This is a genomic window from Desulfolutivibrio sp. (assembly GCF_036584575.1).
Taxonomy (GTDB): Bacteria; Desulfobacterota; Desulfovibrionia; order Desulfovibrionales; family Desulfovibrionaceae; genus Desulfolutivibrio.
On record NZ_JAZHDB010000067.1, the window covers coordinates 1 to 24,897 of the forward strand.

Here is a 24,897-nt window from a genome sequence, read left to right on the forward strand (position 1 = left end):
CCGGAGTTGCCGGGGTTGATGGACGCGTCGGTCTGGAGGAAGTTGTCGAACGGGCGGTCTTGGACGCGGCGGGTTCCGGCTGGCCGCCGTCGCCGCACCCGGTCGAAGCAAGCAGGCAGGCGGCCATGACGAGAAGCAGGGCAAGGGGGATGTATCTGGTCACGGCCGTATCTCCACCTTTTTCGCCGCCGGGAATCCGGCCTGCCGGACGGCGGCGGCCCACGGCGCGTTTTGGTTTGGGGTGTCGCGTATTCGGAGCATATACGCCGCCACCCGAAAAACCAAGTCCCTCCCGGCCGGTTCCGCATATGCCGGCGGCGGCGCGAAAATCCCCTGCGCCCTGGGAAAAACGAACGTAGGGGCATAGCGCAATCTTTGCTTCCCAAAATCATGGCCCTTCGTGTATGTTTAAGAAATACGATTCGGGGCCTGCCCGTTGCGCCCGTCTCGCCCCGGCGGGAGGCGTCGGCAACCGACATAAAGACCCAAACCGGCCGTACCGGTTTTTTGCACAACGATCCGGGACGGACTTTTTCTTGAAGGAGCGCCTTGCACAATGGCTGTCGGCAAAGAGGAGCAAACGGTTAAAAGCCTTTTGCAGGAATTCGTAAGGGAAACCATTCCCGAATACATCATCGACGGCTCCCATGCCATCGTGGCCCAGGACGGCGTGCAAAAGCTCACCGTCAAAAAGCGCGACGGGTATTGGGATGTGGACGGCCAGATTCAGGGCGAGGATTTCCAGGTCTATGCATCGGAACTCTCGGTCAATCTCAAGGACCGCACCATCAACTTTTTTTGCAACTGCCCGGACTCCTTCTCCGGCGTCTGCCGCCATGTTGGGGCCACGGCCTTAAAGCTCATCAAGAACCTCGACGACACCACGGACGAGGAAGAGGCCCACGCCGCCCAGAAAACCGAATGGCGGCAGACCTTCCGGGCCTTTTTCTCCACCGAGCCCGAACCCGAGGCCGGGCGGCACTATTTCATCTACCGCTTCCACCCCGAGCACGGCCGTCTCCAGGTGGCCTTTTACCGGGCCCGCCAGAACAAGTCCGGCATCTCCCAGGTGCACCAGGAAATCACCCTGGAGCAGATCATCAAAAACCCGGACTGGAGCGAGATGTCGCCGTTTCTGCCCATGGTGGCCGAGCAGATCGGCCACAACCTGGACTATTACGGGCACCGCGTGGACGTCCCCCCCGGGCTTTTGAGTTGGTTTTTCTGGGCCATCAACAAGGAATACTACCTCTATTGGCGCGACACCGAGCAGCCCGTGCGCATCGAAAACAAGACCATGCGCCTGCAACTGTCCCCGCGCCTGGGCGACGAGGGCCTGACCTTCGACATTTTGCTCGGCGCGGACGGCAAGCCGCCCTTCTCCATCCTGGGCCGGGAGATTTTCTTTTACGGCCGCCTCCCCCTGTGGGTGTGCTGGAACCGGGGATTCTATCCGGTGCAGACCGGGCTGTCCCCGGACGTGATCAAGGAAATGGTGCAGAATCCGCCGTTTATCCCCACCTCCGACGTCTCGGAATTTCTGGACCGGGTGTGGTCCAACCTGCCGGTCTCGGACCTGCACGGCCATGACGAATTCATGGAGCGCATGCGGCCGTTTTTCGTGCCTGCGGTTTTTAATCCCAAGCTCTTTTTGGATGAGGAAGGCAGCCTTTTGACGTTGCAGATCCAAAACGTCTACGACACCGAGCACGGCGAGATCACGGTGCCCGGGCCCAATGCCGAGCTTCAGACCGGCTCCTACCAGTCCAACGGCAAGTCCTTCCTCCTGGCCAGAAACCAGGACGAGGAGGCCAAGCTCATTTCGCTTTTGACCGAGATGCACTTCCAGCCCAGAAACAACGCCAACTGGTTTCTCGAACCGGAAGAGGCCATCGTCTTTCTGCTCGACGCCTATCCCAAGCTGGTGGAGCAATACCGGGTCTACGGCGAACAGAACCTGACCCGCTACAAGGTGCGCCTGACCAAGCCGGTCATCGTGGCCGAGGTGGAGTCCAAAGAAGAGGACAAGTGGTTCGACTTGAACCTCAACGTCCAATACGACGAACAAAAAGTCCCCATCGAGAAGATCTGGAAGGCCTGGACCCAGGGCAAACGCTATGTGCAGCTCAAAGACGGCTCCTACACCAGCCTGCCCGAGGCCTGGCTGACCAAGCTGGCGCACAAGCTGCGGGCCCTGGGCCTTGATCCGGAAAAGCCGCCCCAGACCAGCTTCAAGCAGTTCGAGGCCCCGGTTCTGGACAAACTTTTGGAGGACATCCCCGAGGCCCGCACGGATTCCTTCTGGAACAAGCTCAAACGCAAGATCCATGATTTTACGGAGATCGTTCCCCTCAAACCGCCCAAGGGGCTTTCGGCCACGCTTCGGCCCTACCAGCTCCAGGGCCTGAGCTACCTGAACTTCCTGCGCGAATACGGTTTCGGCGGCATCCTGGCCGACGAAATGGGCCTGGGCAAGACCGTGCAGACCCTGTCCTTTCTCCTGCATATGTACGAGGCCGGAGTCCGGGGGCCCAACCTCATCGTGGTGCCCACCTCGGTTCTGCCCAACTGGGAGCGCGAGGCCCAGAAATTCGTGCCGAGCTTAAAACAGCTCATCATCTACGGGGCGCGCCGGGAGGGCATGTTCAAAAAGATCGGCGAAGCGGACCTGGTGGTCACCACCTATGCGCTGTTGCGCCGAGACCTGGACGAACTGCTCAAGTACGAGTTCAACACCATCATCCTCGACGAAGCCCAGAACATCAAAAACCCCAACACCATCACCGCCCGTTCGGTCCGGCGGCTGTCCGCCAAGACCCGGCTGTGCCTGTCGGGCACGCCCATCGAAAACAACCTGTTCGAGCTGTGGTCGCTTTTCGAGTTCCTCATGCCGGGCTTTCTGGGCGGCCAGAACGCCTTCCAGCGGGGCATCGTCAAGCCCATCAAGGACGGCGACGAGGAGACCCTGGACTACCTGCGCGGCCGGGTGAAACCGTTCATCCTGCGCCGCACCAAGTCCGAGGTGGCCAAGGATCTGCCGCCCAAGGTGGAGAACGTCTACTACTGCGCACTCCTCGACGAGCAGATGGAGCTGTACGCGGCCCTGGCCAAAAAGCTTCGGGACCAGGTGCTCCAGACCGTGGACGAAAAGGGCCTGGCCAAGAGCCAGATGTCCATTCTGGACGCCCTGCTCAAGCTTCGGCAGATCTGCTGCCACCCGCGCCTGCTCAAGCTGGACATGCCCGGGATGAACACCAACCTGCCGTCGGGCAAGTTCGACGCCTTCAAGGATCTGGTCACGGACATCATCGAGGAAGGGCACAAGGTGCTGGTTTTCTCCCAGTTCGTGCAGATGCTGCATATCATCCGCTCCTGGGTGCAGCTGACCCAGATCAAGTACGCCTACCTGGACGGCTCCTCTAAGGACCGTTTCGAGCAGGTGGACACCTTCAACAACGACGAGTCCGTGAAGATGTTCCTTATCTCGCTCAAGGCCGGCGGCACGGGCTTAAACCTGACCAGCGCCGACTACGTCATCCACTACGACCCGTGGTGGAACCCGGCCGTGGAGAGCCAGGCCACGGATCGCACCCACCGCATCGGGCAGTTGCGCCAGGTCTTCTCCTACAAGATGATCTGCCAAAATACGGTGGAGGAAAAGATCTTGAAGCTCCAGGAGCAGAAAAAGGACGTGGCCGAGGCCATCATCCCGGGCCAGGACGCCTTCAAGTCCCTGACCCGCACGGACCTGGAGTCGCTTTTCGAGGTGTAGGGAGCGCCCACGCCCGGCACTGAAAAAAGCATGAGCCCGGTCTCCCGATTCCGGGGGGCCGAGCTCATGAAATATCCGACGCGCCAAGCCGCGTCAGGCCGCGTCAGTGAAACGCCTGGCGGCGCAAGAGTCACGCCAGACATCCTGCATCTCTTGGCGCCCTTCTCTAAACTCCCCGCGCCTGACCGTTACCGCACTAGTCGCAGGCCAGCTTGACGTTCCACTTCTCCCAGACATGCCCCACCAGGTCGGGACTCGGCGACAACACCGGCTTGCCCTTGGACCAGCCCGACGGCGTGGCGTTGGTCCCCTTGCTTTCCCGCACAAGCTGGAAGGCCTGGATCTGCCGAATGGTCTCGCTCACATTGCGGCCCACGGGCGGGGCCAGCACCTCGAAACCCTGCACGACGCCGTCGGGGTCGATCAGAAACCGGCCCCGGACATCCACGCCCGCGTCGGCGTCGTAGACCCCATAGATCTCGCCCACCTTGCCCCCGGCGTCCGAGAGCATGGGGAACGGCACGGTCTTCGCCGTCACCATCTTGGAAATTTCATGCTCCACCCACATCTTGTGCACGAAGACGCTGTCCGTGCTCATGGACAGAACCTGGACGCCCAGGTTGACGAACTCCGGATGCTTCTCGGCGACCGCCGAGATTTCCGTGGCTCAGACGAAGGTGAAGTCCCCCGGATAGAAGCACAGGACGACCCATTTGCCGAGATATTCCGAAAGCCGCACCGAGACGAATTTGCCGTCCAGATACGCCGGGGCCGTGAAATCGGGCGCCGGTTTGCCAATGGAGATCATATGCGTTCCTCCTTGCGGCGTCTGCGCCGCCGCTTGTTCCGGCGCATCAGCCGACTGTTGATCCGTGACCGCGCCGCCCGTGGGCCTGGCGCACCCGATGGCCGTTTCTTCTGGCATGAGATTCCTCCGGATGTAGAGATATCGATTTGTCCGATGGAAAATGCCATACGCCATTGCCATAATCAATTCATAGCCCTTTCAGGAGGGGAATAGCAAGATCGGCGCAAGGAAGAGAACGCTCCCGACATCAATGGAGGCCAGGCTCGAACGCCCTTGTCCTGCAATGCTCATCCATCCAAAATCACAGCACAAAGTTACTATCGTAAAAAGTTTTCACTTTTTTCTTGACGTCCCGGCCCTCCGGGCTTAAATAGGAATCGTTCTTAATTCGGATTGAAAACAAATTTCAGTTGCTCCCCGGTGGGCCACCGCCACCCCCGAAGGTGGAGAGCCCCGCCCGGGAGCGGTCACCGAAAACCCCAAACCTTCCCACAAGGAGACACGCTATGTTCCCCATCGGCAGCCCCTTCCCCGAGATCGAAGTCGTCACCACCCACGGCGTCATGAAACTGCCCCAGGACATGAAGGGCAAATGGTTCGTGCTTTTCAGCCACCCGGCCGACTACACCCCGGTGTGCACCACGGAGTTCGTGGCCTTCCAGAAGCGTCTGGCCGAGTTCAAAAAGCTCAATTGCGAGCTCATCGGCCTGTCCATCGACCAGGTGTTTTCGCACATCAAATGGATGGAATGGATCAAGGAAAAGCTCGGCGTGGAGATCGAGTTCCCGGTCATCGCCGACGATTGCGGCAAGGTGGCCGAGACCTTGGGCATGATCCATCCGGCCAAGGGGACCAACACCGTGCGGGCCGTGTTCATCGTCGACCCCACGGGCATGGTCCGCATCATCTTCTACTATCCCCAGGAACTGGGCCGCAACATGGACGAGATCCTGCGCGCCGTGAAAGGCATGCAGGTCTCCGACAAGCTGGGCGTGGCCATCCCCGCCGGGTGGCCCAACAACGAACTCATCGGGGATCGGGTCATCGTGCCCCCGGCCAAGGACGTGGCCACCGCCAAAACGCGCCCCTCCGAATACGAATGCTACGACTGGTGGTTCTGCCACAAGCCCCTGTAACCCATATATGACCTGAACCCCTTCCCGGCGCGGCCCTCTCACCTCCTTGAAGCCCGAGCCGCGCCGGGAAGAGCTTCGACCGGCTGCATATGGGCAGCGCATGGTCAGGGGACGAGCCTGCGGCGGCCAAAGGCCGAATCCCTTTACCATCCCATGGCGACGGGCGCATTGCCTCCCTGAAAAAGATGGATATGATCTCCGGGAACGCCATGTTCCCGTCGCGATGCGCGGGGGCGTTTTCCGCCAGGCGCGCCATATCCCGCCTGGCGGCAGGACGGCCGGGCCGGAAACCTTCGCCTTGCCAAACCGCATGAAAAGGACGGATACGCCATGTATTTCAAACAGATCGTCACCCCGGGCCTGGGTTGCTTCTCCTACATGATCGGCTGTCCCCGGGCCAAATCCGTGGCCGTGGTGGACCCCAAGCGGGATATCCGGGACTACCTGGACATCGCCCGGGACGAGGGCATGCGCATCACCCACGTGATCAACACCCACGTCCACGCCGACCACATAAGCGGCGACCAGGAGCTTCGGGCCGCCACCGGAGCGGACATCTACGTCCACAAGGACTCCCCCGTGACCTACGTCCACAAGGCCTTAAGCGAAGGCGACGTGATCGAGATCGGCGCGGCCCGCATGGAGGTGCTGTTCACCCCCGGCCACACCCCCCAGTCCATATCGCTTGTGGTCACGGATCTTGTGCGCTCGGCCGAGCCGGAGATGATCTTGACCGGCGATCTGCTGTTCGTGGGCGACATCGGCCGCCCGGACCTGCCCGGCAACCAGATACTCGACGCCCAGGTGAAAAATCTCTACGACAGCCTCTACGTCAAACTCGCCAAATATCCCGACCACATGGAGGTCTTCCCGGCCCACGGCCAGGGCTCCCTGTGCGGCCGGGGCATGAGCGCCAAGCAAAGCTCCACGCTTGGCTACGAGCGCCGGGCCAATCCCATGCTGCGCTTCGCGGATTTCGAGTCCTTCAAAAAGGAAGTCATGTCCGTTTTTCCCGTGCGCCCCAAAAGCTTCAGCCACATCATCGCCACCAACATGAAGGGCGCGGGCCTGCTGGACACCTGCCCCCTGGAGCGGTCGCTGACGCCTGAGCAGTTCGAGGAAGAGATGAAAGGCGGGGCCGTGGTCATCGACGTGCGCGAGGGAGCAGCCTTCGGCGGCATGCACATCCCCGGCAGCCTCAATATCGGCTTCGAGAAGCAGCTCGCCAACTGGGTGGGCATGGTGGTGGACCCGGACGCGGACATCCTCCTGGTCACCCCGAACCGCGACGACTACGAGCGCATGACCCTGGAGCTGCACCGCATCGGCTACGACCGGGTCATGGGCTATCTGCGCGACGGGGTCATGGGCTGGCTTTTGTCCGGGCGGCCCGTGGACCGGCTGGACCTGATCGCGCCGCGCGCACTGGCCGGGCGCCTGGAAAAGGGCGGCGTCACCGTGCTCGACGTGCGCACCCCGGCGGAATGGGCCTCGGGGCATGTGCAGGGGGCCGTACATCTGCCCCTGACGGACATCATCGAGGGCAAGGCCCCGAAGCTTCCCGTGGACGCGCCTCTGGCCACCCTGTGCGCCTCGGGCTACCGCTCCAACATTGCGGCCAGCCTGTTGATCAAACAGGGCTTCACGAACGTCTCGTCCCTGGCGGGCGGCATCATGGCCTGGGGCAGCGCCGACCTGCCGGTGACGGCGTAAGGGGCGGCGGAAGAAACGCCTGCGGCGGCCCAGGGGGGCGCCGCCCCCTTGGGCCGCCCCGCAACGGGGGGGGGACGATTGCGCCTGCGAGACGCGGCTCACATGCCGGTGTGGAAAAAATCGTACCAGGCGGCCAGGATGAGTTGAAGATGGGCATAGGTGAATTCCGGGCCGGGCGGACCGTTTCGCCTGAGGTGCTCGTTGACCGCCGCCACGAAGTCGAGCCTGCGCTGCTGTCCCTCGAACCGCTCGTAGACCTTCTCGACATATTTCACGATTCTGGGGGAAATATCCGTGGTTTTAAAGATGAAGGCGAGGCCGTCCTTGGTGATGCACTTCTCGCCGAGCCGTTGCTCAATGTATTCGATGAGCTTGCTGTTCACGGTCTCGTAGGTGTCTTCGCCGATGATCGACGTCTCCAATACGGCAAGGAAGGACTTGCAGTATCGCCTGGAGAAAAAACCGCTGTCTGATTCGTCTGTGGCTGAAATGCCGTGCTTGATCTCCACCGGATAGAAGAGGAATCGGCCCAGGACATTGCGTATCTCATGGTTCGATTCATCCAGCATCATGACGATTGCGTTCAGATTCCCGGAGATGAAGGCGTACAGGTCTTCCTTGGTCTTGGCGTACACCTTTTCAAAGGCCATATTGGCCTTGTTTAAAAAGTCGTGATAGATGGTCAGCTTGGCGGAGGAGCATCCCTGGCAGCCAATGCAGGCATCCAGAATCCTCTTGATGTCGGCGGCGCCTGTGCTCAAAACCTTCTGGAACTGGATGTCCAGGCTGGTGTTCACCCGGGCGCAGAAGATGGTCTTGCGGCCCCGGTTGATCCGTTTCAGGTCGGAAAGCAGCACGAGCGACAGCTTTTTCGCCGCCGTGTTCGCCATGTAATCGAAGAGATGGAAATAGATGTTCAGCCTGGTCTCGACGGTAAGGCTCCGATTCATTCGTGGAGCGCACTTCAAAAAGAGCTTGTAATAGATATTGGCGACTTTCCGGGAGGCATCCGCAATGGCGAGGATGAACCCTTCATGAAACGTATTATGAAACTTGCTATACTTCATGGGTGAGACTATTGCACCGTGATCCAACGGTCATGCGTTATGCCGTCGCCCTCCGGGTCGTGACTTGTCGTATACCCGTCAGGAAGCGCCATTCACCGATTCCCCCTGCCCTTAGCCTTCATCTCCTGCATTTGCAACCCCGCCCGGCGTCCTCCCTCCCGCCGCAGCACGCCGACCAGGGCATCCGCCCCCGCCGTGGCCGCCACAGTCATGGTCGCCCGATTCGGCATCCCCGAGCCGCCCGGCGCGAGGCCCTCCCTGCCCCGGGAAACAGGGATCGGCGACTCGCCTGCCTCACATGATAGCGTTCGTTGTTCGTTCACACGGTCGCCGCCCGGCAAACAGAGCCCGTCGCGACGCCTGCCTCACCCCGGGACATGTCCACGCAATTCACACTTTTGTTGAATTTCGAGAAAGGTCACAGGCCTCGCTTTGCCGCTCAACCGGCTTCTCTCCGAAACTGATTGCGAAGCAGCCAATTTTGTACGCTCCGTTTGCACCCTTCCCGATCCATGTAAAATAACGCATGACAAAACAAAAGTTTTTTCGTAGAGAATAAAACAATCTCCTTTCTTCACGACACCCTGTCGCCACAGGGCGGCCAACCTCAACAAAGGCGCTTCCATGGCCCGCACCGTCAGGAATCGGCTGGGGTATCTGGCCGTGGCCGCCGTGATCGCGGCGGCAGGCGGCTTTTTCGTCATGTTCGGCCCGCCGGGGCTCATGGCCAGGACCGAAACTCCCGATTTCTGCGCCTCCTGCCATGTCATGGAGGCCCAATACGAGGCCTGGTTCCACGCCGGGGCCCACCGCTCGCTCAAATGCGTGGACTGTCATCTGCCCCACGGCAACGTGGCCATCTACTATACCTGGAAATCCATCGACGGCATGAAGGATGTCGTGGTCTTCTATTCCGGCCGGGTTCCCGAGAACATCACCGCCTCGAGCCACGCCAAGGCCACGATCCAGGGCAACTGCATCCGCTGCCACACCGAGCGGGTTTTCAAGATCGACATGGAGCGAAACTGCTGGGACTGCCACCGGCAGTTGCAGCACAGGCTGACGGGCATCCGCCAGACCATCTGACGGGTACGGCAATTTTTGTCTTTCCTGGCCACGGCGGCGGGGACCACGGTGTTCTCCCGGCAGCCAAACAGACTTTTACGACAGTGAGGAGGGGATTATGTTCAAAGGGGCGCTGACGGTGGCGACGACAGCTCTTCTGACGGTCTTTTTGTTCGGGGCGACGGGGTGTGAACCGCCCAAACCCGAGACGGTCAAGACCGTGACCATTCCCGACGGCGAGATCGATCCGACCATCTGGGGCAAGGCCTATCCCGAGGAGTTCGAGTCCTGGAAAAAGACCGAGGAGCCCGTCAAAAACCGGCTCAGCAAATACAAGACCGGCATGGACGGCGGCGCGGTCAGCGTGGACAAGCTCTCGGAGTTTCCCTACATGGCCCTGCTCTTCAACGGCTGGGGATTTGGCGTGGAATACAACGAACCGCGCGGCCACGCCTTCATGATCCGCGACCAGCTCGAAATCGATTCCTCGCGCTTAAAGTCCGGCGGCGTGTGCTTGAGCTGCAAGACCCCCTATGCCCCGGGCCTGCAAAAAAAGCTGGGCACGGACTACTACAAGCTGCCCTTTAAGGACATCCTGAACATGATTCCGGAAAAAGACCGGAATCTGGGCGTGGCCTGCATCGACTGCCACGACAACAAGGACATGTCCTTAAAGATTTCCCGGGGATTCACCCTGGTCGAGGGCCTGGCGACCATGGGCGTGGACCCGGCCACGCTGACCCGGCAGCAGATGCGCACCGTGGTCTGCGCCCAGTGCCACGTGACCTACAACATCCCCAAAGACAAGGAAAACAAGTCCGTCGGCCTGTATTTTCCCTGGCAGGGCAGCACGTTTGGCAACATCACCATCGAAAACATCATCAAGCAGATCCGCTCCGACGACTCCATTCGGGAATGGAAGCAGACCGTGACTGGCTTCAAGATGGGGTTCATCCGCCATCCGGAGTTCGAGTTTTTCACCCAGAACAGCGTCCACTACAAGGCCGGGGCCTCCTGCGCCGACTGCCACATGCCCTATACCAAGGTGGGGGTCTACAAGATCTCCGACCACCGGGTCATGAGCCCGGTGCAAAACGAGATGCGGGCCTGCATCCAGTGCCACGCCGAGAGCACCGACTGGCTCAAGGAACGCGTCTTCACCATCCAGGACCGCACGGCCTCGCTGATGATCCGGGCGGGTTACGCCACGGCCACCGTGGCCAAGCTGTTCGAGACCATCCACAAGGCCAAAGAGGCCGGCAAGACCATCAACGAGGAATTCTACGCCAAGGCCCGGGACTACTACGAGGAGGCCTTCTACCGCTCCTTGTTCATGGGCGCGGAGAACTCCATCGGCTTCCACAACCCCACCGAGGGCCTGCGCATCCTGGGCGACGCCGTGGCCTTCGCCTCCAAGGCCGAGGGGTTGCAGCGCCAACTGCTGGCCCAGGCCGGGATAGAGGCGCCCCTGGTCATCGACCTGGAGCTGCTCAAGTACCTGGAGGACCGGGGCGAGAAAAAGCTCAAGTTCAACCCGGCCGTCGAATTCAAGGATCCCTCCGGGGTCCAGGACCGCTTCCAATAGGGCGCACAGGCATCGCATCATGATCCAGACGGGGAGGGAACGCGGGTTTCCTCCCTTCTTTTGGCGGCGGATCTCCCCGGAACGCTACCGGGCGACGGCGGACAGGGCCGCCAGAAACCCCTGGGGGTCGGCCACGCTGAGCAGGAGGGCGTAATCCCCCCGGGTGGGCAGATACACCGTCCGGGCCTTGTCCGTGACAAAGGCCAGGGCCTTTTCGCCGTTTTTCATGCGCCACCAGCCGAACCAGATGCCGGACAGGGCCATCCCGTTGGTCTTCCACTTCAGCCCCAGTTGAAAATCCCGCCGCAAATCCACCTCGCGCGCCCCGGTCAGGTCCAGGTCCGCCAGGGGGATGGTCCGTCCATAGGGCCAGGCCTGAATGGACAGCGTCTCCGAACCGACCGCCACCCGGGCGTCGATCACGTTGGACACCATCTGGCGCATGAAGAAAAACACCGCCAAAAGGAGCACCAGGGCCCCGATGAATCCCACGGTCAGCCAGCCCGAGCGGGCCACCGGGATCATCTGGAAAATCTGCGGTTCGGTCATATCTGCGTCTCCTTTCGCCCCGACCCGGCCGGGACGCATCCCGCCTTCGCCAGGCACGCGCCATCCTTAGCCTTCCCGGCCGCCCGGGGCAACAAACCCCTTCCCTTTCGCCCCGTTTGCGGCCACAAGTCCCCCCATGACCTGGGTTGTGCTTATGATCGCGGCCGCCTTTCTCCAGGCCGCCAAGGACGCCTTCCTCAAAAGGGCCATGGCCGGCGTGGACGTGCTGGTGGCCACCTGGAGCTATTGTCTGGTGACCTCGGTCCTTCTGGCCGGGATGCTGTTCTCCACCGGATTTCCCCCGGTGGGGGCCAGGTTTTTGTGGCTGGCCGTCATAAGCGGCGTATTCGGGGGCCTCAACCTCGTGCTCTACATCACGGCGGTCAAGGCCTCGGACCTGTCGCTGACGCTGCCCATGCTGGCCCTGTCGCCGCTTTTCATGCTCATCACCAGCCCGCTGATGATCGGCGAATTCCCCGACCCGGCGGGCCTCGTGGGCATCGTGCTCATCGTGGCCGGATCGTACGCCCTCAACCTCAGGCGGTTCGCCGACGGCTTTTTCGCCCCCTTCAAGGCCCTTCTCGACCACAAGGGGCCGCGGCTCATGCTTCTGGTGTCGTTTTTGTGGAGCCTTTTCGCCAACGTGGACCGCATGGGCCTCGACGTCTCCGCGCCCATCCCCTGGGTGTTCTCCACCTATTTCGCCACCACGGTCTTTCTCACGCCCCTTGTCCTGTGGCGCGCCACGGCGCCGTTTTCCCAGGTGCGCCGCCATCCCCGTGAGATTTTCGCAGCCGGACTTTTCGAGGCCGTGTCCCTGGCCTTCCAGATGTACGCCCTGACCATGACCCTGGTGTCCTACGTCATCGCGGTCAAGCGCTTAAGCGCCGTGTTCGGGGTGCTCATCGGGGCCTTGATCTTCAAGGAGCCGGGTCTGGCCGAGCGGCTTTTCGGCGCGGCGCTCATGGTGGCGGGAGTTTTTTTTATCGCGCTTTTGGGGTAGGAGTTCACGCTTCAACGCACGGCGTAAACGCACTGGAGTCCGCTAACATGACCGTACAACACCGTTTTCTCCCCAATCTCCCCCCGGAAGTCATCGCCGCCGTCCAGACCGAGGGCCTCAACTGGACCCTGCGCCACGCCTATGCCGGCAACCCCGGCTACCGCGAACGCCTGGCCGGGGCCGGATACGATCCGGGCCAGACCGTCAGCCTTCAGGACTTGACCCGCATTCCGGTGACCACCGTGGAGGAGTTGCGCACGGGCTATCCCCTGCCCCTTCTGTCCGTGCCTGAATCCGAGGTGGTGCGCATCCACGCCTCAAGCGGCACCACGGGCAAGCGCAAGATCCTGGCCTACACCCAAAACGACATCGACACCTGGAAGGACATGTTCGCCCGCTGCTACGAGCTGGCCGGGCTGACCCCCCTGGACCGGGTGCAGATCGCCGTGGGCTACGGCCTGTGGACCGCCGGGGCCGGATTCCAGCTCGGCTGCGAACGCTTCGGGGCCATGTGCGTGCCGATTGGGCCGGGCAACATGGAGATCCATCTCCAGCTTCTGGAAGACCTCCAGACCACCTGCCTGTGTTCCACGGCCTCCATGGCCCTGCTTCTGGCCGAAGAGGTGTCCAAGCACAACCTGAAGAAAAAAATCTCCCTGAAAAAGGCCATCTTCGGGGCCGAGACCCACACCCCGAAAATGCGCGCCCGCTTCGAGGACTGGCTGGGCCTTGAAGACAGCTTCGACATCTCGGGCATGACCGAGCTCTACGGCCCGGGCGCGGGCCTGGAGTGCGCCGCCCATGCAGGCATCCACTACTGGGCGGACCTGTACATCCTGGAGGTGCTCGATCCCGAGACGCTTTTGCCCGTGGCCCCGGGCGAGGTGGGGGAGATCGTGGTCACCACGCTTAAAAAAGAGGCCGCGCCGCTTATCCGCTACCGCACCCGCGACCTGACGCGGCTGATCCCGGGCGAGTGCCCCTGCGGCTTGGCCGTCCCGCGCCACGACCGAATCCTGGGCCGTTCCGACGACATGTTCATCTTCCGGGGCGTGAACATCTACCCCGGCCAGATCGCGGCGGTGCTGGAGACCTTCCCGGAGCTTGGCTCGGAGTTTCAGATCCGGCTGACGCGCAAGGACGGCCGGGACCAGATGCTGGTCAAGATCGAACGCAAGATCGGGGTTCCGGCGGACATGGACCAGAATTTGTCCGAGTCCGTGTCCGTGGAGATGCGCAAGCACCTTCTGGCCCGGGGCTGGGTGGAGATCGTGCCCCCGGGCGAGCTGCCGCGCTCCTTCGGCAAGACCAAGCGGCTTATCGACGACCGCGACGCGCAGTAGCGGCCGCGTCCCACGAAACGACGAAGCCCCCGGTGCGACGCACGCGCCGGGGGCTTTTTTTGTGCAGGGATGACCCGAAAAATCCAGGAATGACGTGCGACAACTCCTCCTACGGCACAAGCGGCGCCAGATCGAGCCCGGCCTCGACCGGAAGCCCGAGCATCAGGTTGGCGCAGGCCAGGGCCTGGCCCGACGCGCCCCGGCACAGGTTGTCGATGGCCGTGACCACGACCAGCCGCCCCGTGCGGCCGTCCAGCACAAGACCGATGTCGCAGAACATGGTCCCGCGCACGAACCGGGTCTCCGGCAGCTTTCCCTTGGGCAGAACCCGCACCCAGGGGCACCGGGCATAGTGGGTGGTGTAGACGTTATGCACGTCGTCCAGGGTCACGGGCTTATGCGGCTTGGTATAGATGGTGGACAAAATGCCCCGGTCCACGGGCAACAGGTGCGGATTAAACGACACCATCATGTCCGTGCCCGCGATCTTGGACAACTCCTGCTCGATCTCCGGGGTATGGCGATGCTTGCCCAGGTTGTAGGCCCGAAACGTGTCGTGGACCTCGCAAAAAAGCATGCCCACCTGGGACTTGCGCCCGGCCCCGCTGGCCCCGGACTTGCTGTCGGCCACGACGCCGTCGGTCTCGATCAGGCCCTTGGCCAGGGCCGGGGCCAGGCCGAGGATGACCGAGGTGGGATAACATCCCGGGTTGGCCACAAGCGTAGCCGCCTTGATCCTGTCCGCGTTGAATTCGGGCAATCCGTAGACGGCCTGCTCCAAAAGCTCGGGATGGCGATGCTCCACCCCGTACCAAGATTCGTACACGCCCGGGTCGGTCAGGCGAAAATCGGCGCTTAAGTCCACAACCTTGAGCCCCGCCGCAAGAAGCTCGGCGGCGTAGCCCATGGCCGCCCCGTGGGGCACGGCCAGAAACACCAGGCGGCAGGCGCCGGACAGGGAGGCCGCATCGGGTTCCGTGACGGACAGTTCGCCGATGCCCAGGCCCTGCAGGTACGGATACAGCTCCACCAGGGTCTTCCCGGCCTCGGCCCGGGACGTGGCCCGCACCAACTCCAGGGCCGGGTGCCGGGCCAGAAGCCGGACCAGCTCCATGCCGGTATATCCGGTGACGCCGATCAATCCGACGGGAATCTTGCTCATGTCATGGTCTCCGGATCAGCCGTTTTTTTTGACGTAGGACAGACGCAACTGACACAAAAGCTCGGCTAAAAGCTTGGCCTCCTCGTCGGTGGCGTTCGCCCGGGTCTTGCATTGCAGCATGGCCAAAATGTCGATGGTGTGTTTGGCCAGGGGCAGGTTTTGCATGTACTGCCCGGTCTCGGGCTCGGGGGACTCCCCAAGCTGGACCATGGCCGAGGCCGCCAGGGACAAAAGAAATGTGGAGAAGGCCACGGGCGGATAGCAGGGCTCGTCCTTGCGCGGCGGCACAGCCTGCCCGTCCTTGCAGGTGGCGTCCCCGCCCGCTTCCGGTCCTGCGGCCCGGCGATCCGTCACCTCGAAATCCTGGTTGTCGCTCATGGGATGTCTCCTTGCGCGCGCGTGGTCCGCACGGGGGGGGGTTGTCCCCTGCCGCGTCTGGCCGTATGACGGCAATACGGCGTCACCATACGGCAACGCATGCCGGATATGCATACCCGAATCGGGGTTGGGTTGCATCCGGTTTTTTCCCGCCGCGAACGGCGCGGACGGGACGAATTGGGCCTACCCCACAGAGGGAGCGACTGCATGCAGACCAAAATCGTAGCCACGCTTGGCCCCGCGTCCATGCATCCGGAGACCATGCGCCAGATGGTCGCGGCCGGGGTGCGCATCTTCCGCCTGAACTTTTCCCATTCCGACGCGGCCTATTTCATCCCGGCCATCAAGACCATCCGGGAGATCGAGGGAGAAATGGGCATTCCGCTCACGGCCCTCGGCGACCTGTGCGGCCCCAAAATCCGCATCGGCGAGGTGGAGGGCTCCCCCAAACAGGTGAACAAGGGCGAATACCTGCATCTGGGCCTGCCCGACGAACGTCCGGCGGACGGCGACCTGTCCTTCGTGAGCCTGGACATTCCGGAACTTCTGGCCGGGCTCGACGTGGGCATGCCGGTGAATTTGAGCGACGGGCTTTTGCAGTTCAAGGTGGCCAAGGTGGTCAAGGCCAACCGGCTTTTCGAGCTTGAGGCCCAAAACGCCGGGTTTCTGTCCTCCCACAAGGGCATCGCCTTCCCCGGCAAGCACCACCCCATGCCCGCTTTGACCCAGAAAGACATCAAAGACCTGCATGAGGGCATCGACGTGGGCATCGACGCCGTGGCCCTGTCGTTCGTGCAAAGCGCCAACGACGTGGCCGACGTCAAGGAGCACATCAAGGCCCACGAGGCCTGGATCCCGGTGGTGGCCAAGCTTGAGCGGCAAAACGCCGTGGAGAACCTGGACGACATCTTAAAAATCACCGACGTGGTCATGGTGGCCCGGGGCGACCTGGGGCTGGAATGCCCCATCCCGGAGTTGCCCATCATCCAGAAAAAGATCATCCGGGCCTGCCGCCACGCCCAGAAGCCGGTCATCGTGGCCACCCAGATGCTTCTGTCCATGGTCCACAACCCCATCCCCACCCGGGCCGAGAGCACGGACGTGGCCAACGCCATCCTGGACGGGGCCGATTGCGTGATGCTGTCCGAGGAGACGGCCATCGGCGATTATCCGGTGGAGACGGTGAAGGTCATGCGCCAGATTTCGGATGAGGCCCTAAGCTACTACCTGGAGCGCATCGAAGGGCCGTTTGCGCCCAAAAAGGAGCGCAACCCGGCCAAGTACCTGGCCTACGCGGCGAGCTTACTCGCCACCAACGTGGACGCCCCGGCGCTGATCAGCCACACGGTCAGCGGCGACACGGCCAGGATTTTGTCGTCGCGGCGTCCGGCCCAGCCCATCTATGCCCTGACCCCGGACACCCGGGTGCTGAGGGCCTTAAACTTCGCCTGGGGGGTCAAGCCCCGGCTGATCACCGGCGACGACCGGCGGCACATGGATCGGGTGGAGGAATATGTGGAGGCCTGCCCGGATTTCAAGGCCGGAGAACCGGTGGTGATCACCGCCGGACGGCCCACCCCGGGCAACCCCAGCACCGGCACCAACGAGATCAAGATCTATTACAAATAGCGCCAGGCTTCGACGGCCGGGGCGCGGACGAGGGTTCGCGCCTCCGGCCAATGAACCGGCCAATAAACCGGCCAGTTTGATACTGGAAAGCGCCTTCACCCCAACAAATCCACCAAAAAAACCGGCCAACGAACCGGCCAGAAACGGCGCCGCACCACCATGCCCATCCCGCTTTCCTCCCCTCGTCCCCTGAGTCCGATCCTGCCCGGGCGGGGCACCCTTGGCGTCCTCAAGGACATGGCCCAGGAAGTGGCCACCAGTTCGGCTGCGCTGGAAGGCGGCATCGCCATTGAGACCGCCCGGGGGCTTGGAGACCGGCTCCGGCTCCTGAACAGCTACTATTCCAACCTCATTGAAGGCCACAAGACCACGCTTCCGGAAATCGAGCGTGCCTTGGCGCGCGATTTCGCAGAGGCCCCCGACAGACGCTATGCGCAGGAATTATGCGCAGCCCATGTTATGGTCGAAAGAGAACTTATGGATGAACTCCAAAGCCATCCATATCTCCACGTCTGCACTGCGGAATACATCAAAGGTATCCACCGCAGGATATACGGGCATCTTCCCGATGCCCACCAGTATACCCACCACTCCGGGGGCTTCACGGATATCGCCGTCAGCCCAGGCGAACTCCGTGACAGGGACGTGTCCGTCGACGGCCGGACGCCGCACGGTCCTCCTGCCTCCGAACTTCCGAACCTCATGGAGGCCTTTGCCGAGGCATTCGCCCCACATGTCTTTCACGGCGACGAACGATTGATAGCCGCTGCAGTGAGTCACCATCGCCTGACGTGGCTGCATCCCTTCCGCGACGGCAATGGACGTCTGGCTAGGCTTCATACCGGAATATATCTGGTGCGGGGCAAGGTCAACCAAGCCAATCTCTGGTCCCTAGCCCGGGGTTTTTCCCGAAACAAGATCGGGTACATGATCAATCTGCAGGCAACCGACAGCCCTGGCCGACCGGACAATGACCATTTTTTTGACGAACCGCTCTCGGCCGATTTTTGCAGATTTTTCTTTGAAATCTGTCTGGACCAGATCGGATTCATGAGGGGATTGCTCAAACTGGACGATGTCGAGCACCGCATCGAATGGCTTGTGGCATCCTTGAAAAAAAGTACCATGCCATCCCTCGCTCCCGAGGCATCCAGACTTCTGCGCGCCGTATTCAGACAGGGGGCAGTCATCCGAGGCAAGGCACCGGAAATCGTGGGAAAATCCGAGCGAACCACAAGGCGGACGGTCATCGCCCCATTGATCGAATCCGGGCTCCTCGTTTCCGCCTCGCACCGGGCTCCGCTTTGCATGGGGTTTCCCATGGCGGCACTGCCCTACCTTTTTCCCGGACTCTTTGACCCAACTGTTGTCGGGGAGGAATATCGAGAACTCATCGTGTGAGATCACGAATGGATAAGCCGCGTGCAGTGGGGAGTCCTGAATGCCGGATGCTCTGACGCGCGCCCGGGTGAAAGATTCTTCTCCACCCACCGCATCGGACCTCGCCTGCCATGCGCGGCCGCCCCAGTGCGCCGTCTCCCGCCTGAGAAACGGCCGATCCCGTCCCGATCACCGCTTTTTCCCGCCGCCCTTGTCGGCCATCTCCATTTCGGATACTGTTCCCAGGTAATTCCCGGACCCCTGTTCAAAACGGCAACCCGGAGCGTCTATGCTTTCCGCCCCCCTGGTCTGGTTTCTCATCGGCGTGGTGTTTCTCTTCGCCGAACTGGCGATGCCAGGACTGATCCTCATCTTTTTCTGCTTCGGCAGTTGGATCGCGGCGATTGCCCTTCTGGTCGCGGACGTGTCCGTGCAGATGCAACTCGTGATTTTTCTGGTGGCCTCGCTGGTTTTGCTGTTCACCCTGCGCAGGCTCTTCATGCGCACCTTCGGGGGACACCTCAAGGACGGCGCGGACAAGGAGCTGGCCGACCGGGCCGTGGGCAGGCAGGCCCTGGTCACCACGGCCATCCGCCCGGCAGTCCCCGGAGAAATCAAATTTCGCGGCAGTTTCTGGCGGGCGGCCGCCGATGTGGAGATCCCCGAAGGGGCCACGGTGGTCATCGAGGGCCCGGGGTCCGACGACGGCCTGACGTTCCGGGTGCGGCCCCTGTAGCGGCGCGCCCTCGAGGTTCCGGTTTTTCTCGATCGCCGCGCGGCGTCATGTGAGCGCCTTCTGACCTGTGTAAGAAATGCTGGCGTCTTATCCCAGGGATGCAACGCGCCCCCGGCCCGCAGACCGCGCCGGGACGCGCCACACCAAGGAGCCTTCCATGTTCAGCGACTCCGTCATCATGCTGGTCGTTCTGGCCGTCGTGGTCATCATCTTGTTCGTCAAAACCGCCGTGGTGGTCCCCCAGCGTTCCGAATACGTGGTGGAGCGCCTCGGCAAATACCACAACACCATGGGGGCCGGGTTCCACATCCTGATCCCCTTTTTGGACAAGATCACCTACCGCCGGTCGCTCAAGGAGGAGGTCATGGACATCCCCTCCCAGACCTGCATCACCAGGGACAACGTGGCCGTGGGCATCGACGGGGTGCTCTACATCCAGGTCATCGACGCCAAACTGTCGGCCTACGGCATTGAAAATTACTACGTGGCCGCCTCGCAACTGGCCCAGACCTCCCTGCGCTCGGCCATCGGCAAAATCGACCTGGACAAGACCTTCGAGGAACGGGAGACCATCAACCGGCAGGTCATCGAGGCCGTGGACGAGGCGGCCCAGAACTGGGGCATCAAGGTGCTGCGCTACGAAATCAAAGACATCGCGCCCCCGGCCTCGGTCATGGAGGCCATGGAACGCCAGATGAAGGCCGAACGCGAGAAGCGGGCCGAAATCGCCACCTCCGAGGGCGACCGCCAGGCGCGCATCAACCGGGCCGAGGGCATGCGCCAGGAGGCCATCTCCATCTCCGAGGGCGAAAAGCAAAAGCGCATCAACGAGGCCGAGGGCCGCTCCCTGGAAATCGAACTTCTGGCCAAGGCCACGGCCCAGGGCCTCCAGGCCGTGGCGGCGGCCCTGGCCTCCGACGGCGGGGTGACGGCGGCCAATCTGCGTGTGGCGGAGAAATACCTCACGGAATTCGGCAACCTGGCCAAGGCCGGAAACACCATGATCCTTCCCGCCAACCTGGCGGACATCGCCGGGATCGTGGGCACGGCCATGACGGTCATGCAGGACGTGGGCGTGAAAAAGGCCGGATGACGGCCCAAGCCCCGCCGTCCCGGCTGCACAGGCCCGAACCTTCGGGAGCATGACGAACCCGCGTTCGGCGCAAAGGGCCTTGCCTTGCGCGGCAAGGCCCTCTATCCTGACGTCATAAAAGCACAGGACCGCTCTCCGCGCGCCGCCCATTCGGCCGACGTCCGGCGGGCAAGTCCCCGGAAACGCCATGCCCACGCCAAACACCCGACCGGACCATCCGCCCGCCGAAGACCCCGCCGTACCCGGCGCGGCCGCCATGACGCGGCGTGACGCCGCGCACACCGCCCCCCAGGCGTCCCGGCGAGGTCCGGCATGAGCATCAGCAATCTCGATTCCCTGTTCAAGCCCAACTCCGTGGCGGTCATCGGGGCCACGGGCGAGCTCGGCCATGTGGGCTCGGTGATCATGAAAAACCTCTTGGCCGGAAAATTCCTGGGCCCGGTCATGCCCGTCAACCCGGCCGTGGACGCCGTGGCCGGGGTGCTCGCCTACAAGTCCGTGGACACCATGCCGCTGACCCCGGACCTGGGGGTCATCTGCACCCCGCCGGACACCGCCCCGGAGGCCATCAAGGATCTGGGCAAACGCGGCACCCGGGCCGCCGTGGTGCTGTCTCCGGGCTACAACAAGCTTTCGCGGCCGGACAAAAAGGCCCTGCAACAGCGCATGCTCGAGGCCGCAGCGCCCTACGGGGTGCGCATCCTGGGCCCCAGCGGCCTGGGACTCATCATCCCGGGCATCGGGCTCAACTGCTCCCTGTCCCCCACCGACGCCAAGCCCGGGCGCATCGCGTTCATTTCCCAGTCCGCCTCGCTTTTCACGGCGGTTTTGGACTGGGCCGGGACCAAGGGCATCGGCTTTTCCTACATCGTCTCCCTGGGCGACCGGGCCGACCTCAAATACGGCGACATCATCGACTACTTGAGTTCCGACCCCAACACCCGCTCCATCCTGCTCTATGTGGAGTCCGTGACCGACGCGCGGTCGTTTATGAGCGCCTCCCGGGCGGCGGCCCGCAACAAGCCCGTGTTGGTCATCAAACCCGGCCGCAAACTCTGGACGGTGCATCCCCCTGGACCGGAAGAAGGCCGGGACGAGGTGTACGACGAGGCCTTTCGCCGGGCGGGCATGCTGCGGGTGTTCGAAATCGACGCCCTGTTCGACGCGGCCCAGACCCTGGCCCGCTCAAGGCCGCTTCGCGGCGACCGGCTGGCCATTTTGACCAACGGCGGCAGCGTGGGCATGATGGCCGCCGACTCCCTTCTGGCCGGAGGCGGCAAGCTGGCGGAATTTTCCGACGACACCAGGACCGCCCTGGACGGGGCGCTTGGGCCCAACTGGCTGCGCGACAGCATCATCGACATGGGCTTCGACGCCGAGGCCGGGCACTACGAGAAGGCCCTGCGCATCCTTTTGAAGGAACCGGGCGTCAACGCCATCCTGATCATCCATGTGCCCTTCGCCACGGTGTCCGGGGTGGAGGCGGCCAAGGCGGCGGCCACCGTGCTCGGCAAAACCAGCCGCACGGTGCTGGCCTGCTTCATGGGCTTCGACCAGTCCGGGGAGGAGGTCCGCCTGCTGACGGCGGCCGGCATCCCCACCTACGAGACCCCGGACAAGGCCGTGGGGGCCTTCGTGCATCTGGTGCGGCACCGTCGCAACCAGGAACTGCTCATGGAGATGCCCGCATCCCTGCCCACTGAGTTTTATCCCGACCTCGACGCGGCCAAGGCCGTGGTCGGGGAGGCCCTGGCCGATGGGCGCGAGGACTTGAGCGAACCCGAGGCCAAGGCCGTTTTGGCCGCCTACGGGGTTCCGGCCATCGCCTCCCGAATGGCCGCCGACGCCGCCGACGCCGTGGCCCAGGCCGCCGAGTTGGGCTATCCCGTGGCCATCAAGATTTCCTCGCCGGACATCCCCCAGCCCTTCGACGTGGGCGGCATCGCCCTGGACCTGGAGACCCCCGAGGCCGTGCGCGAATCCGCCGAGGCCATGCTGGTGCGGGTGGCCCGGATCAGGCCCCAGGCCCGGGTGACGGGGTTTATCGTGCAGGAGATGGGACGGCGCGTGGGGGCCCGGGAGCTTTTCATCAAGGCCCGGGTGGACCCAGTGTTCGGGCCCTACGTGGTCTTCGGACAGGGCGGGCTGGCCGGTCGGGCCACCCAGGACGCGGCCGTGGCCCTGCCGCCCTTAAACATGTCCCTGGCCCGGGATCTCATCTTCCGCACCCGGGTGGCCGCCTCCCTGACGGGCACCGAGGCCGACGCCGGGGCGGACTTGGACGCCATCTGCCTGACCCTGGTGCAGGTGGCCCAGATCATCACCGACGTGGATCGCGTCAGCGCCATCGACGTCAATCCGCTTTTGGCCGACGAAAAGGGCGTCCTGGTGCTGGGGGCCCGGGTACGGGCCGACGCCTCGCGCGAGCCCGACCCCCACCGGCTGGCCATCCGGCCCTATCCGAGAGAGCTTGAGGAATGCACGGTCCTGAAAACCGGTCGCAAGGTGCTTCTGCGGCCCATCCGCCCCGAGGACGAACCGGCCCATTTCGAATTTTTCAAGCGCCTGTCGCCCGAAGATCTGCGGTTCCGCTTTTTCGGCGTGGTGCGGGAGTTGTCGCACATGGAAATGGCCCGGCTGACCCAGATCGACTACGAGCGGGAGATGGCCTTTATCGCCACGACCGAGGACGAATCAGGCAAGCCCGAGACGCTGGGCGTGGTGCGGGCCTCCACCCAGCCCGACAACTCCTCGGCCGAATTCGCCATCATCGTGCGTTCGGACCAAAAGGGCGCGGGCCTGGGCCGCATGCTCATGGAGAAAATGATCCGCTACTGCCGCGAACGCGGCACAAAGGTGTTGAACGGCCAAGCCCTTTTGGAAAACGGCGGCATGCAGGGCTTGGCCCACAAACTGGGGTTCGACGTGTCCAAAAACTTCGACGAGGAAGTGGCCGAGATGCGCCTGGACCTTCAGGCCCCCACGCCGAGCTTGCCCAAGACCTGAAACAGGTGGTCGCGGTCGATGGGCTTGGGCACATACGCCGTGGCCCCGCCGCGATAAAACGCCTCCACCACGTTTTTGGGATCGGACAAGGCGGTGATCATCACCACCTTGGTTTCCCCCCCCTTGCCCTCGCCTGCGGCGGTTTCCATGCCGCGAATCCGGCGCAGCACCTCCTGCCCGTCCATGTGCGGCAAAAGGATGTCCAGGCAGACCAGATCGTAGGGTTCGCCCTGGGAAAAGGCCTTCCCGAAAACCGCAATCCCCTCCTCGCCGTCAGCGGCCAGATCGCACTGTCCGAATTCGGAAAGGATGGAATGCAACACGTCGCGGCTGGTCGCATCGTCTTCCACCACCAGAATCTTCATGCACCACTCCTGCCCGGGCCGCCACGCCGAGGCCCAAAAAAAAATTCACTCCGCCGTCGCGGCGTGCGACGCCGCAAAGTCGACCAGACGAGGGATATCCAGAATCAGCGAAATGCTTCCGTCTCCGTTGATGGTCGTTCCGGTAATAAAATTGACGTTTTTATACATCTCGTCAAGGCTCTTTATCACGGCCTGCTGCCTTCCGACAACCCGGTCCACGGCCAGCCCGACCTCCACGCCGTCCACTTCCGCCACCACCACCCGCTCGAAGTCGGGCCGGGGCTCGCGGATGCCGAAAAGCGCCCGCAGGCTCACGCAGGGCAACATTTTGCCCATCCGCTCGATGATGTCCACGGTTTTCCGGTTCTCGCCGGGAATCCGCTCCTGGAAGCCGCGCAGGGCCGTGAGCGGCACGATATACGAGCCCTGGCCGATGACCACGCAAAACCCGTCGATGATGGCCAGGGTCAGGGGCAGCCGGATGGTCAGGGACGTTCCCCGGCCGGGTTCGCTGTCGATGTCCACGGAGCCGCGCAGGGTCTCCAGGGCGCGCTTGACCACATCCATGCCCACCCCACGGCCCGAGAGGTCCGAGACGGCCTCGGCCGTGGAAAAGCCCGGCTCGAAGATGAGGTTGAAAAGCTCCCGGCGGTCGGGCTCGGCGTCCGGGGCCAAAAGGCCCTTGGCCTGGGCCTTGCGCTTGATTTTTTCCGCATCCAGCCCCCGGCCGTCGTCGGAGACCCGCAGCACCACCTCGCCGCCCACGTGTCCGGCCCACAGGCGCACCAGCCCCCGCCGGGACTTGCCCGCCCGCTCCCGGTCCTCAGGGGGCTCGACGCCGTGGTCCAGGCTGTTGCGCAGGATGTGCACCAGGGGATCCTTGAGGCGGTCGATGACCGTCTTGTCCATCTCCGTGTCCCCGCCCTCGGCCGCGAATTCCACGTCCTTGCCGAGCGTGGCGCTCACGTCGCGCACCAGGCGGCGCAGGTTGCCGTACATGGTGCCGATAGGCAGCATGCGAAGCCCCAGGGCGTTGTCGCGCATCTCGTCCGTGAGGCGTTCCAGATCCTCGGCGATCTGGGCCAGGGAGGACCGGTCCAGGGCCTG

The 24,897-nt window shown here is 63.0% G+C and carries 19 protein-coding genes; 12 read left to right on the forward strand and 7 right to left on the reverse strand.

The window, feature by feature from the left end:
* The first annotated feature begins 556 nt into the window (after positions 1–556).
* Positions 557–3,772 carry a DEAD/DEAH box helicase gene (locus V3572_RS05190; RefSeq protein ID WP_332109919.1) on the forward strand — a complete coding sequence of 1,072 codons (3,216 nt, stop codon included), beginning with the start codon at positions 557–559 and terminating at the stop codon, positions 3,770–3,772.
* A gap of 196 nt (positions 3,773–3,968) precedes the next feature.
* Here V3572_RS05190 and prxU read toward each other — a convergent pair whose 3' ends face one another.
* Positions 3,969–4,697: a thioredoxin-dependent peroxiredoxin gene (prxU, locus tag V3572_RS05195; protein ID WP_332109920.1), complete on the reverse strand. Its 729-nt coding sequence runs from the start codon at positions 4,695–4,697 to the stop codon at positions 3,969–3,971.
* A 389-nt stretch (positions 4,698–5,086) separates the two neighbouring features.
* Between prxU and V3572_RS05200 the strand changes: the two genes are divergently transcribed.
* Both V3572_RS05200 and V3572_RS05205 read left to right on the forward strand, forming a co-directional pair.
* Positions 5,087–5,716 (forward strand): peroxiredoxin, encoded by a 630-nt coding sequence (locus tag V3572_RS05200; RefSeq protein ID WP_332109921.1) that lies wholly within the window; start codon positions 5,087–5,089, stop codon positions 5,714–5,716.
* Between the two features lie 330 nt (positions 5,717–6,046).
* Positions 6,047–7,429 (forward strand): MBL fold metallo-hydrolase, encoded by a 1,383-nt coding sequence (locus tag V3572_RS05205; RefSeq protein WP_332109922.1) that lies wholly within the window; start codon positions 6,047–6,049, stop codon positions 7,427–7,429.
* A 98-nt stretch (positions 7,430–7,527) separates the two neighbouring features.
* Here the strand turns inward: V3572_RS05205 and V3572_RS05210 are convergent, their stop codons facing one another.
* The gene (locus V3572_RS05210) at positions 7,528–8,496 is read right to left on the reverse strand and encodes a hypothetical protein (RefSeq protein ID WP_332109923.1); all 969 of its coding nucleotides are present in this window, start codon (positions 8,494–8,496) and stop codon (positions 7,528–7,530) included.
* A gap of 624 nt (positions 8,497–9,120) precedes the next feature.
* On the opposite strand from V3572_RS05210, the gene nrfH reads away from it, so the two are divergent.
* A complete protein-coding gene (nrfH, locus tag V3572_RS05215; protein WP_332109924.1) occupies positions 9,121–9,582 on the forward strand; it encodes a cytochrome c nitrite reductase small subunit in 462 nt (153 codons plus the stop codon).
* 97 nt (positions 9,583–9,679) lie between these two features.
* The gene (locus V3572_RS05220; protein WP_332109925.1) at positions 9,680–11,146 is read left to right on the forward strand and encodes an ammonia-forming cytochrome c nitrite reductase subunit c552; all 1,467 of its coding nucleotides are present in this window, start codon (positions 9,680–9,682) and stop codon (positions 11,144–11,146) included.
* An 84-nt stretch (positions 11,147–11,230) separates the two neighbouring features.
* On the opposite strand, the gene V3572_RS05225 is transcribed toward V3572_RS05220, so the two are convergent.
* Positions 11,231–11,695, reverse strand: a complete 465-nt coding sequence (locus tag V3572_RS05225; protein WP_332109926.1) for a PH domain-containing protein — start codon at positions 11,693–11,695, stop codon at positions 11,231–11,233.
* Positions 11,696–11,831: 136 nt separating this feature from the next.
* Between V3572_RS05225 and V3572_RS05230 the strand changes: the two genes are divergently transcribed.
* Together V3572_RS05230 and V3572_RS05235 are read left to right on the forward strand one after the other, a co-directional pair.
* Positions 11,832–12,698: an EamA family transporter gene (locus V3572_RS05230; RefSeq protein ID WP_332109927.1), complete on the forward strand. Its 867-nt coding sequence runs from the start codon at positions 11,832–11,834 to the stop codon at positions 12,696–12,698.
* 47 nt (positions 12,699–12,745) lie between these two features.
* Complete coding sequence (locus V3572_RS05235; protein ID WP_332109928.1) at positions 12,746–14,041, forward strand: phenylacetate--CoA ligase family protein; 1,296 nt, start codon at positions 12,746–12,748, stop codon at positions 14,039–14,041.
* Between the two features lie 109 nt (positions 14,042–14,150).
* Here the strand turns inward: V3572_RS05235 and argC are convergent, their stop codons facing one another.
* The gene (argC, locus tag V3572_RS05240) at positions 14,151–15,203 is read right to left on the reverse strand and encodes an N-acetyl-gamma-glutamyl-phosphate reductase (RefSeq protein WP_332109929.1); all 1,053 of its coding nucleotides are present in this window, start codon (positions 15,201–15,203) and stop codon (positions 14,151–14,153) included.
* A 15-nt stretch (positions 15,204–15,218) separates the two neighbouring features.
* Positions 15,219–15,581 carry a DUF1844 domain-containing protein gene (locus V3572_RS05245; RefSeq protein WP_332109931.1) on the reverse strand — a complete coding sequence of 121 codons (363 nt, stop codon included), beginning with the start codon at positions 15,579–15,581 and terminating at the stop codon, positions 15,219–15,221.
* A 207-nt stretch (positions 15,582–15,788) separates the two neighbouring features.
* On the opposite strand from V3572_RS05245, the gene pyk reads away from it, so the two are divergent.
* The 5 genes from pyk to V3572_RS05270 all read left to right on the forward strand — a co-directional run bounded on the left by pyk (position 15,789) and on the right by V3572_RS05270 (position 23,425).
* Complete coding sequence (gene pyk / locus V3572_RS05250; RefSeq protein WP_332109932.1) at positions 15,789–17,210, forward strand: pyruvate kinase; 1,422 nt, start codon at positions 15,789–15,791, stop codon at positions 17,208–17,210.
* A gap of 159 nt (positions 17,211–17,369) precedes the next feature.
* Positions 17,370–18,611, forward strand: a complete 1,242-nt coding sequence (locus V3572_RS05255) for a Fic family protein (protein WP_332109933.1) — start codon at positions 17,370–17,372, stop codon at positions 18,609–18,611.
* 268 nt (positions 18,612–18,879) lie between these two features.
* The gene (locus V3572_RS05260; RefSeq protein ID WP_332109934.1) at positions 18,880–19,326 is read left to right on the forward strand and encodes an NfeD family protein; all 447 of its coding nucleotides are present in this window, start codon (positions 18,880–18,882) and stop codon (positions 19,324–19,326) included.
* 157 nt (positions 19,327–19,483) lie between these two features.
* Entirely contained in the window at positions 19,484–20,419 is a 936-nt protein-coding gene (locus tag V3572_RS05265; protein WP_332109935.1) for an SPFH domain-containing protein, read from the forward strand.
* A 312-nt stretch (positions 20,420–20,731) separates the two neighbouring features.
* On the forward strand, positions 20,732–23,425 hold the full coding sequence (locus V3572_RS05270; protein WP_332109936.1) for a bifunctional acetate--CoA ligase family protein/GNAT family N-acetyltransferase: 2,694 nt from the start codon (positions 20,732–20,734) through the stop codon (positions 23,423–23,425).
* Here V3572_RS05270 and V3572_RS05275 read toward each other — a convergent pair.
* Together V3572_RS05275 and V3572_RS05280 are read right to left on the reverse strand one after the other, a co-directional pair.
* On the reverse strand, positions 23,392–23,790 hold the full coding sequence (locus V3572_RS05275) for a response regulator (RefSeq protein ID WP_332109937.1): 399 nt from the start codon (positions 23,788–23,790) through the stop codon (positions 23,392–23,394). The two genes, V3572_RS05270 and V3572_RS05275, sit on opposite strands and share 34 nt — an antisense overlap.
* Before the next feature lie 45 nt (positions 23,791–23,835).
* The coding region (locus tag V3572_RS05280) for a chemotaxis protein CheA (protein ID WP_332109938.1) at positions 23,836–24,897 on the reverse strand (1,062 nt) is incomplete at its 5' end.

Excerpts from the sequence above, each read along its gene's own strand:
- argC (WP_332109929.1), bottom strand. The coding sequence starts at position 15,203 with ATGAGCAAGATTCCCGTCGGATTGATCGGCGTCACCGGATATACCGGC.
- V3572_RS05235 (WP_332109928.1), top strand. The coding sequence starts at position 12,746 with ATGACCGTACAACACCGTTTTCTCCCCAATCTCCCCCCGGAAGTCATC.
- V3572_RS05190 (WP_332109919.1), top strand. The coding sequence starts at position 557 with ATGGCTGTCGGCAAAGAGGAGCAAACGGTTAAAAGCCTTTTGCAGGAA.
- V3572_RS05260 (WP_332109934.1), top strand. The coding sequence starts at position 18,880 with ATGCTTTCCGCCCCCCTGGTCTGGTTTCTCATCGGCGTGGTGTTTCTC.
- V3572_RS05220 (WP_332109925.1), top strand. The coding sequence starts at position 9,680 with ATGTTCAAAGGGGCGCTGACGGTGGCGACGACAGCTCTTCTGACGGTC.
- V3572_RS05270 (WP_332109936.1), top strand. The coding sequence starts at position 20,732 with ATGAGCATCAGCAATCTCGATTCCCTGTTCAAGCCCAACTCCGTGGCG.
- pyk (WP_332109932.1), top strand. The coding sequence starts at position 15,789 with ATGCAGACCAAAATCGTAGCCACGCTTGGCCCCGCGTCCATGCATCCG.
- V3572_RS05200 (WP_332109921.1), top strand. The coding sequence starts at position 5,087 with ATGTTCCCCATCGGCAGCCCCTTCCCCGAGATCGAAGTCGTCACCACC.
- V3572_RS05225 (WP_332109926.1), bottom strand. The coding sequence starts at position 11,695 with ATGACCGAACCGCAGATTTTCCAGATGATCCCGGTGGCCCGCTCGGGC.
- V3572_RS05245 (WP_332109931.1), bottom strand. The coding sequence starts at position 15,581 with ATGAGCGACAACCAGGATTTCGAGGTGACGGATCGCCGGGCCGCAGGA.
- V3572_RS05255 (WP_332109933.1), top strand. The coding sequence starts at position 17,370 with ATGCCCATCCCGCTTTCCTCCCCTCGTCCCCTGAGTCCGATCCTGCCC.
- nrfH (WP_332109924.1), top strand. The coding sequence starts at position 9,121 with ATGGCCCGCACCGTCAGGAATCGGCTGGGGTATCTGGCCGTGGCCGCC.
- V3572_RS05230 (WP_332109927.1), top strand. The coding sequence starts at position 11,832 with ATGACCTGGGTTGTGCTTATGATCGCGGCCGCCTTTCTCCAGGCCGCC.
- V3572_RS05275 (WP_332109937.1), bottom strand. The coding sequence starts at position 23,790 with ATGAAGATTCTGGTGGTGGAAGACGATGCGACCAGCCGCGACGTGTTG.
- V3572_RS05210 (WP_332109923.1), bottom strand. The coding sequence starts at position 8,496 with ATGAAGTATAGCAAGTTTCATAATACGTTTCATGAAGGGTTCATCCTC.
- V3572_RS05265 (WP_332109935.1), top strand. The coding sequence starts at position 19,484 with ATGTTCAGCGACTCCGTCATCATGCTGGTCGTTCTGGCCGTCGTGGTC.
- V3572_RS05205 (WP_332109922.1), top strand. The coding sequence starts at position 6,047 with ATGTATTTCAAACAGATCGTCACCCCGGGCCTGGGTTGCTTCTCCTAC.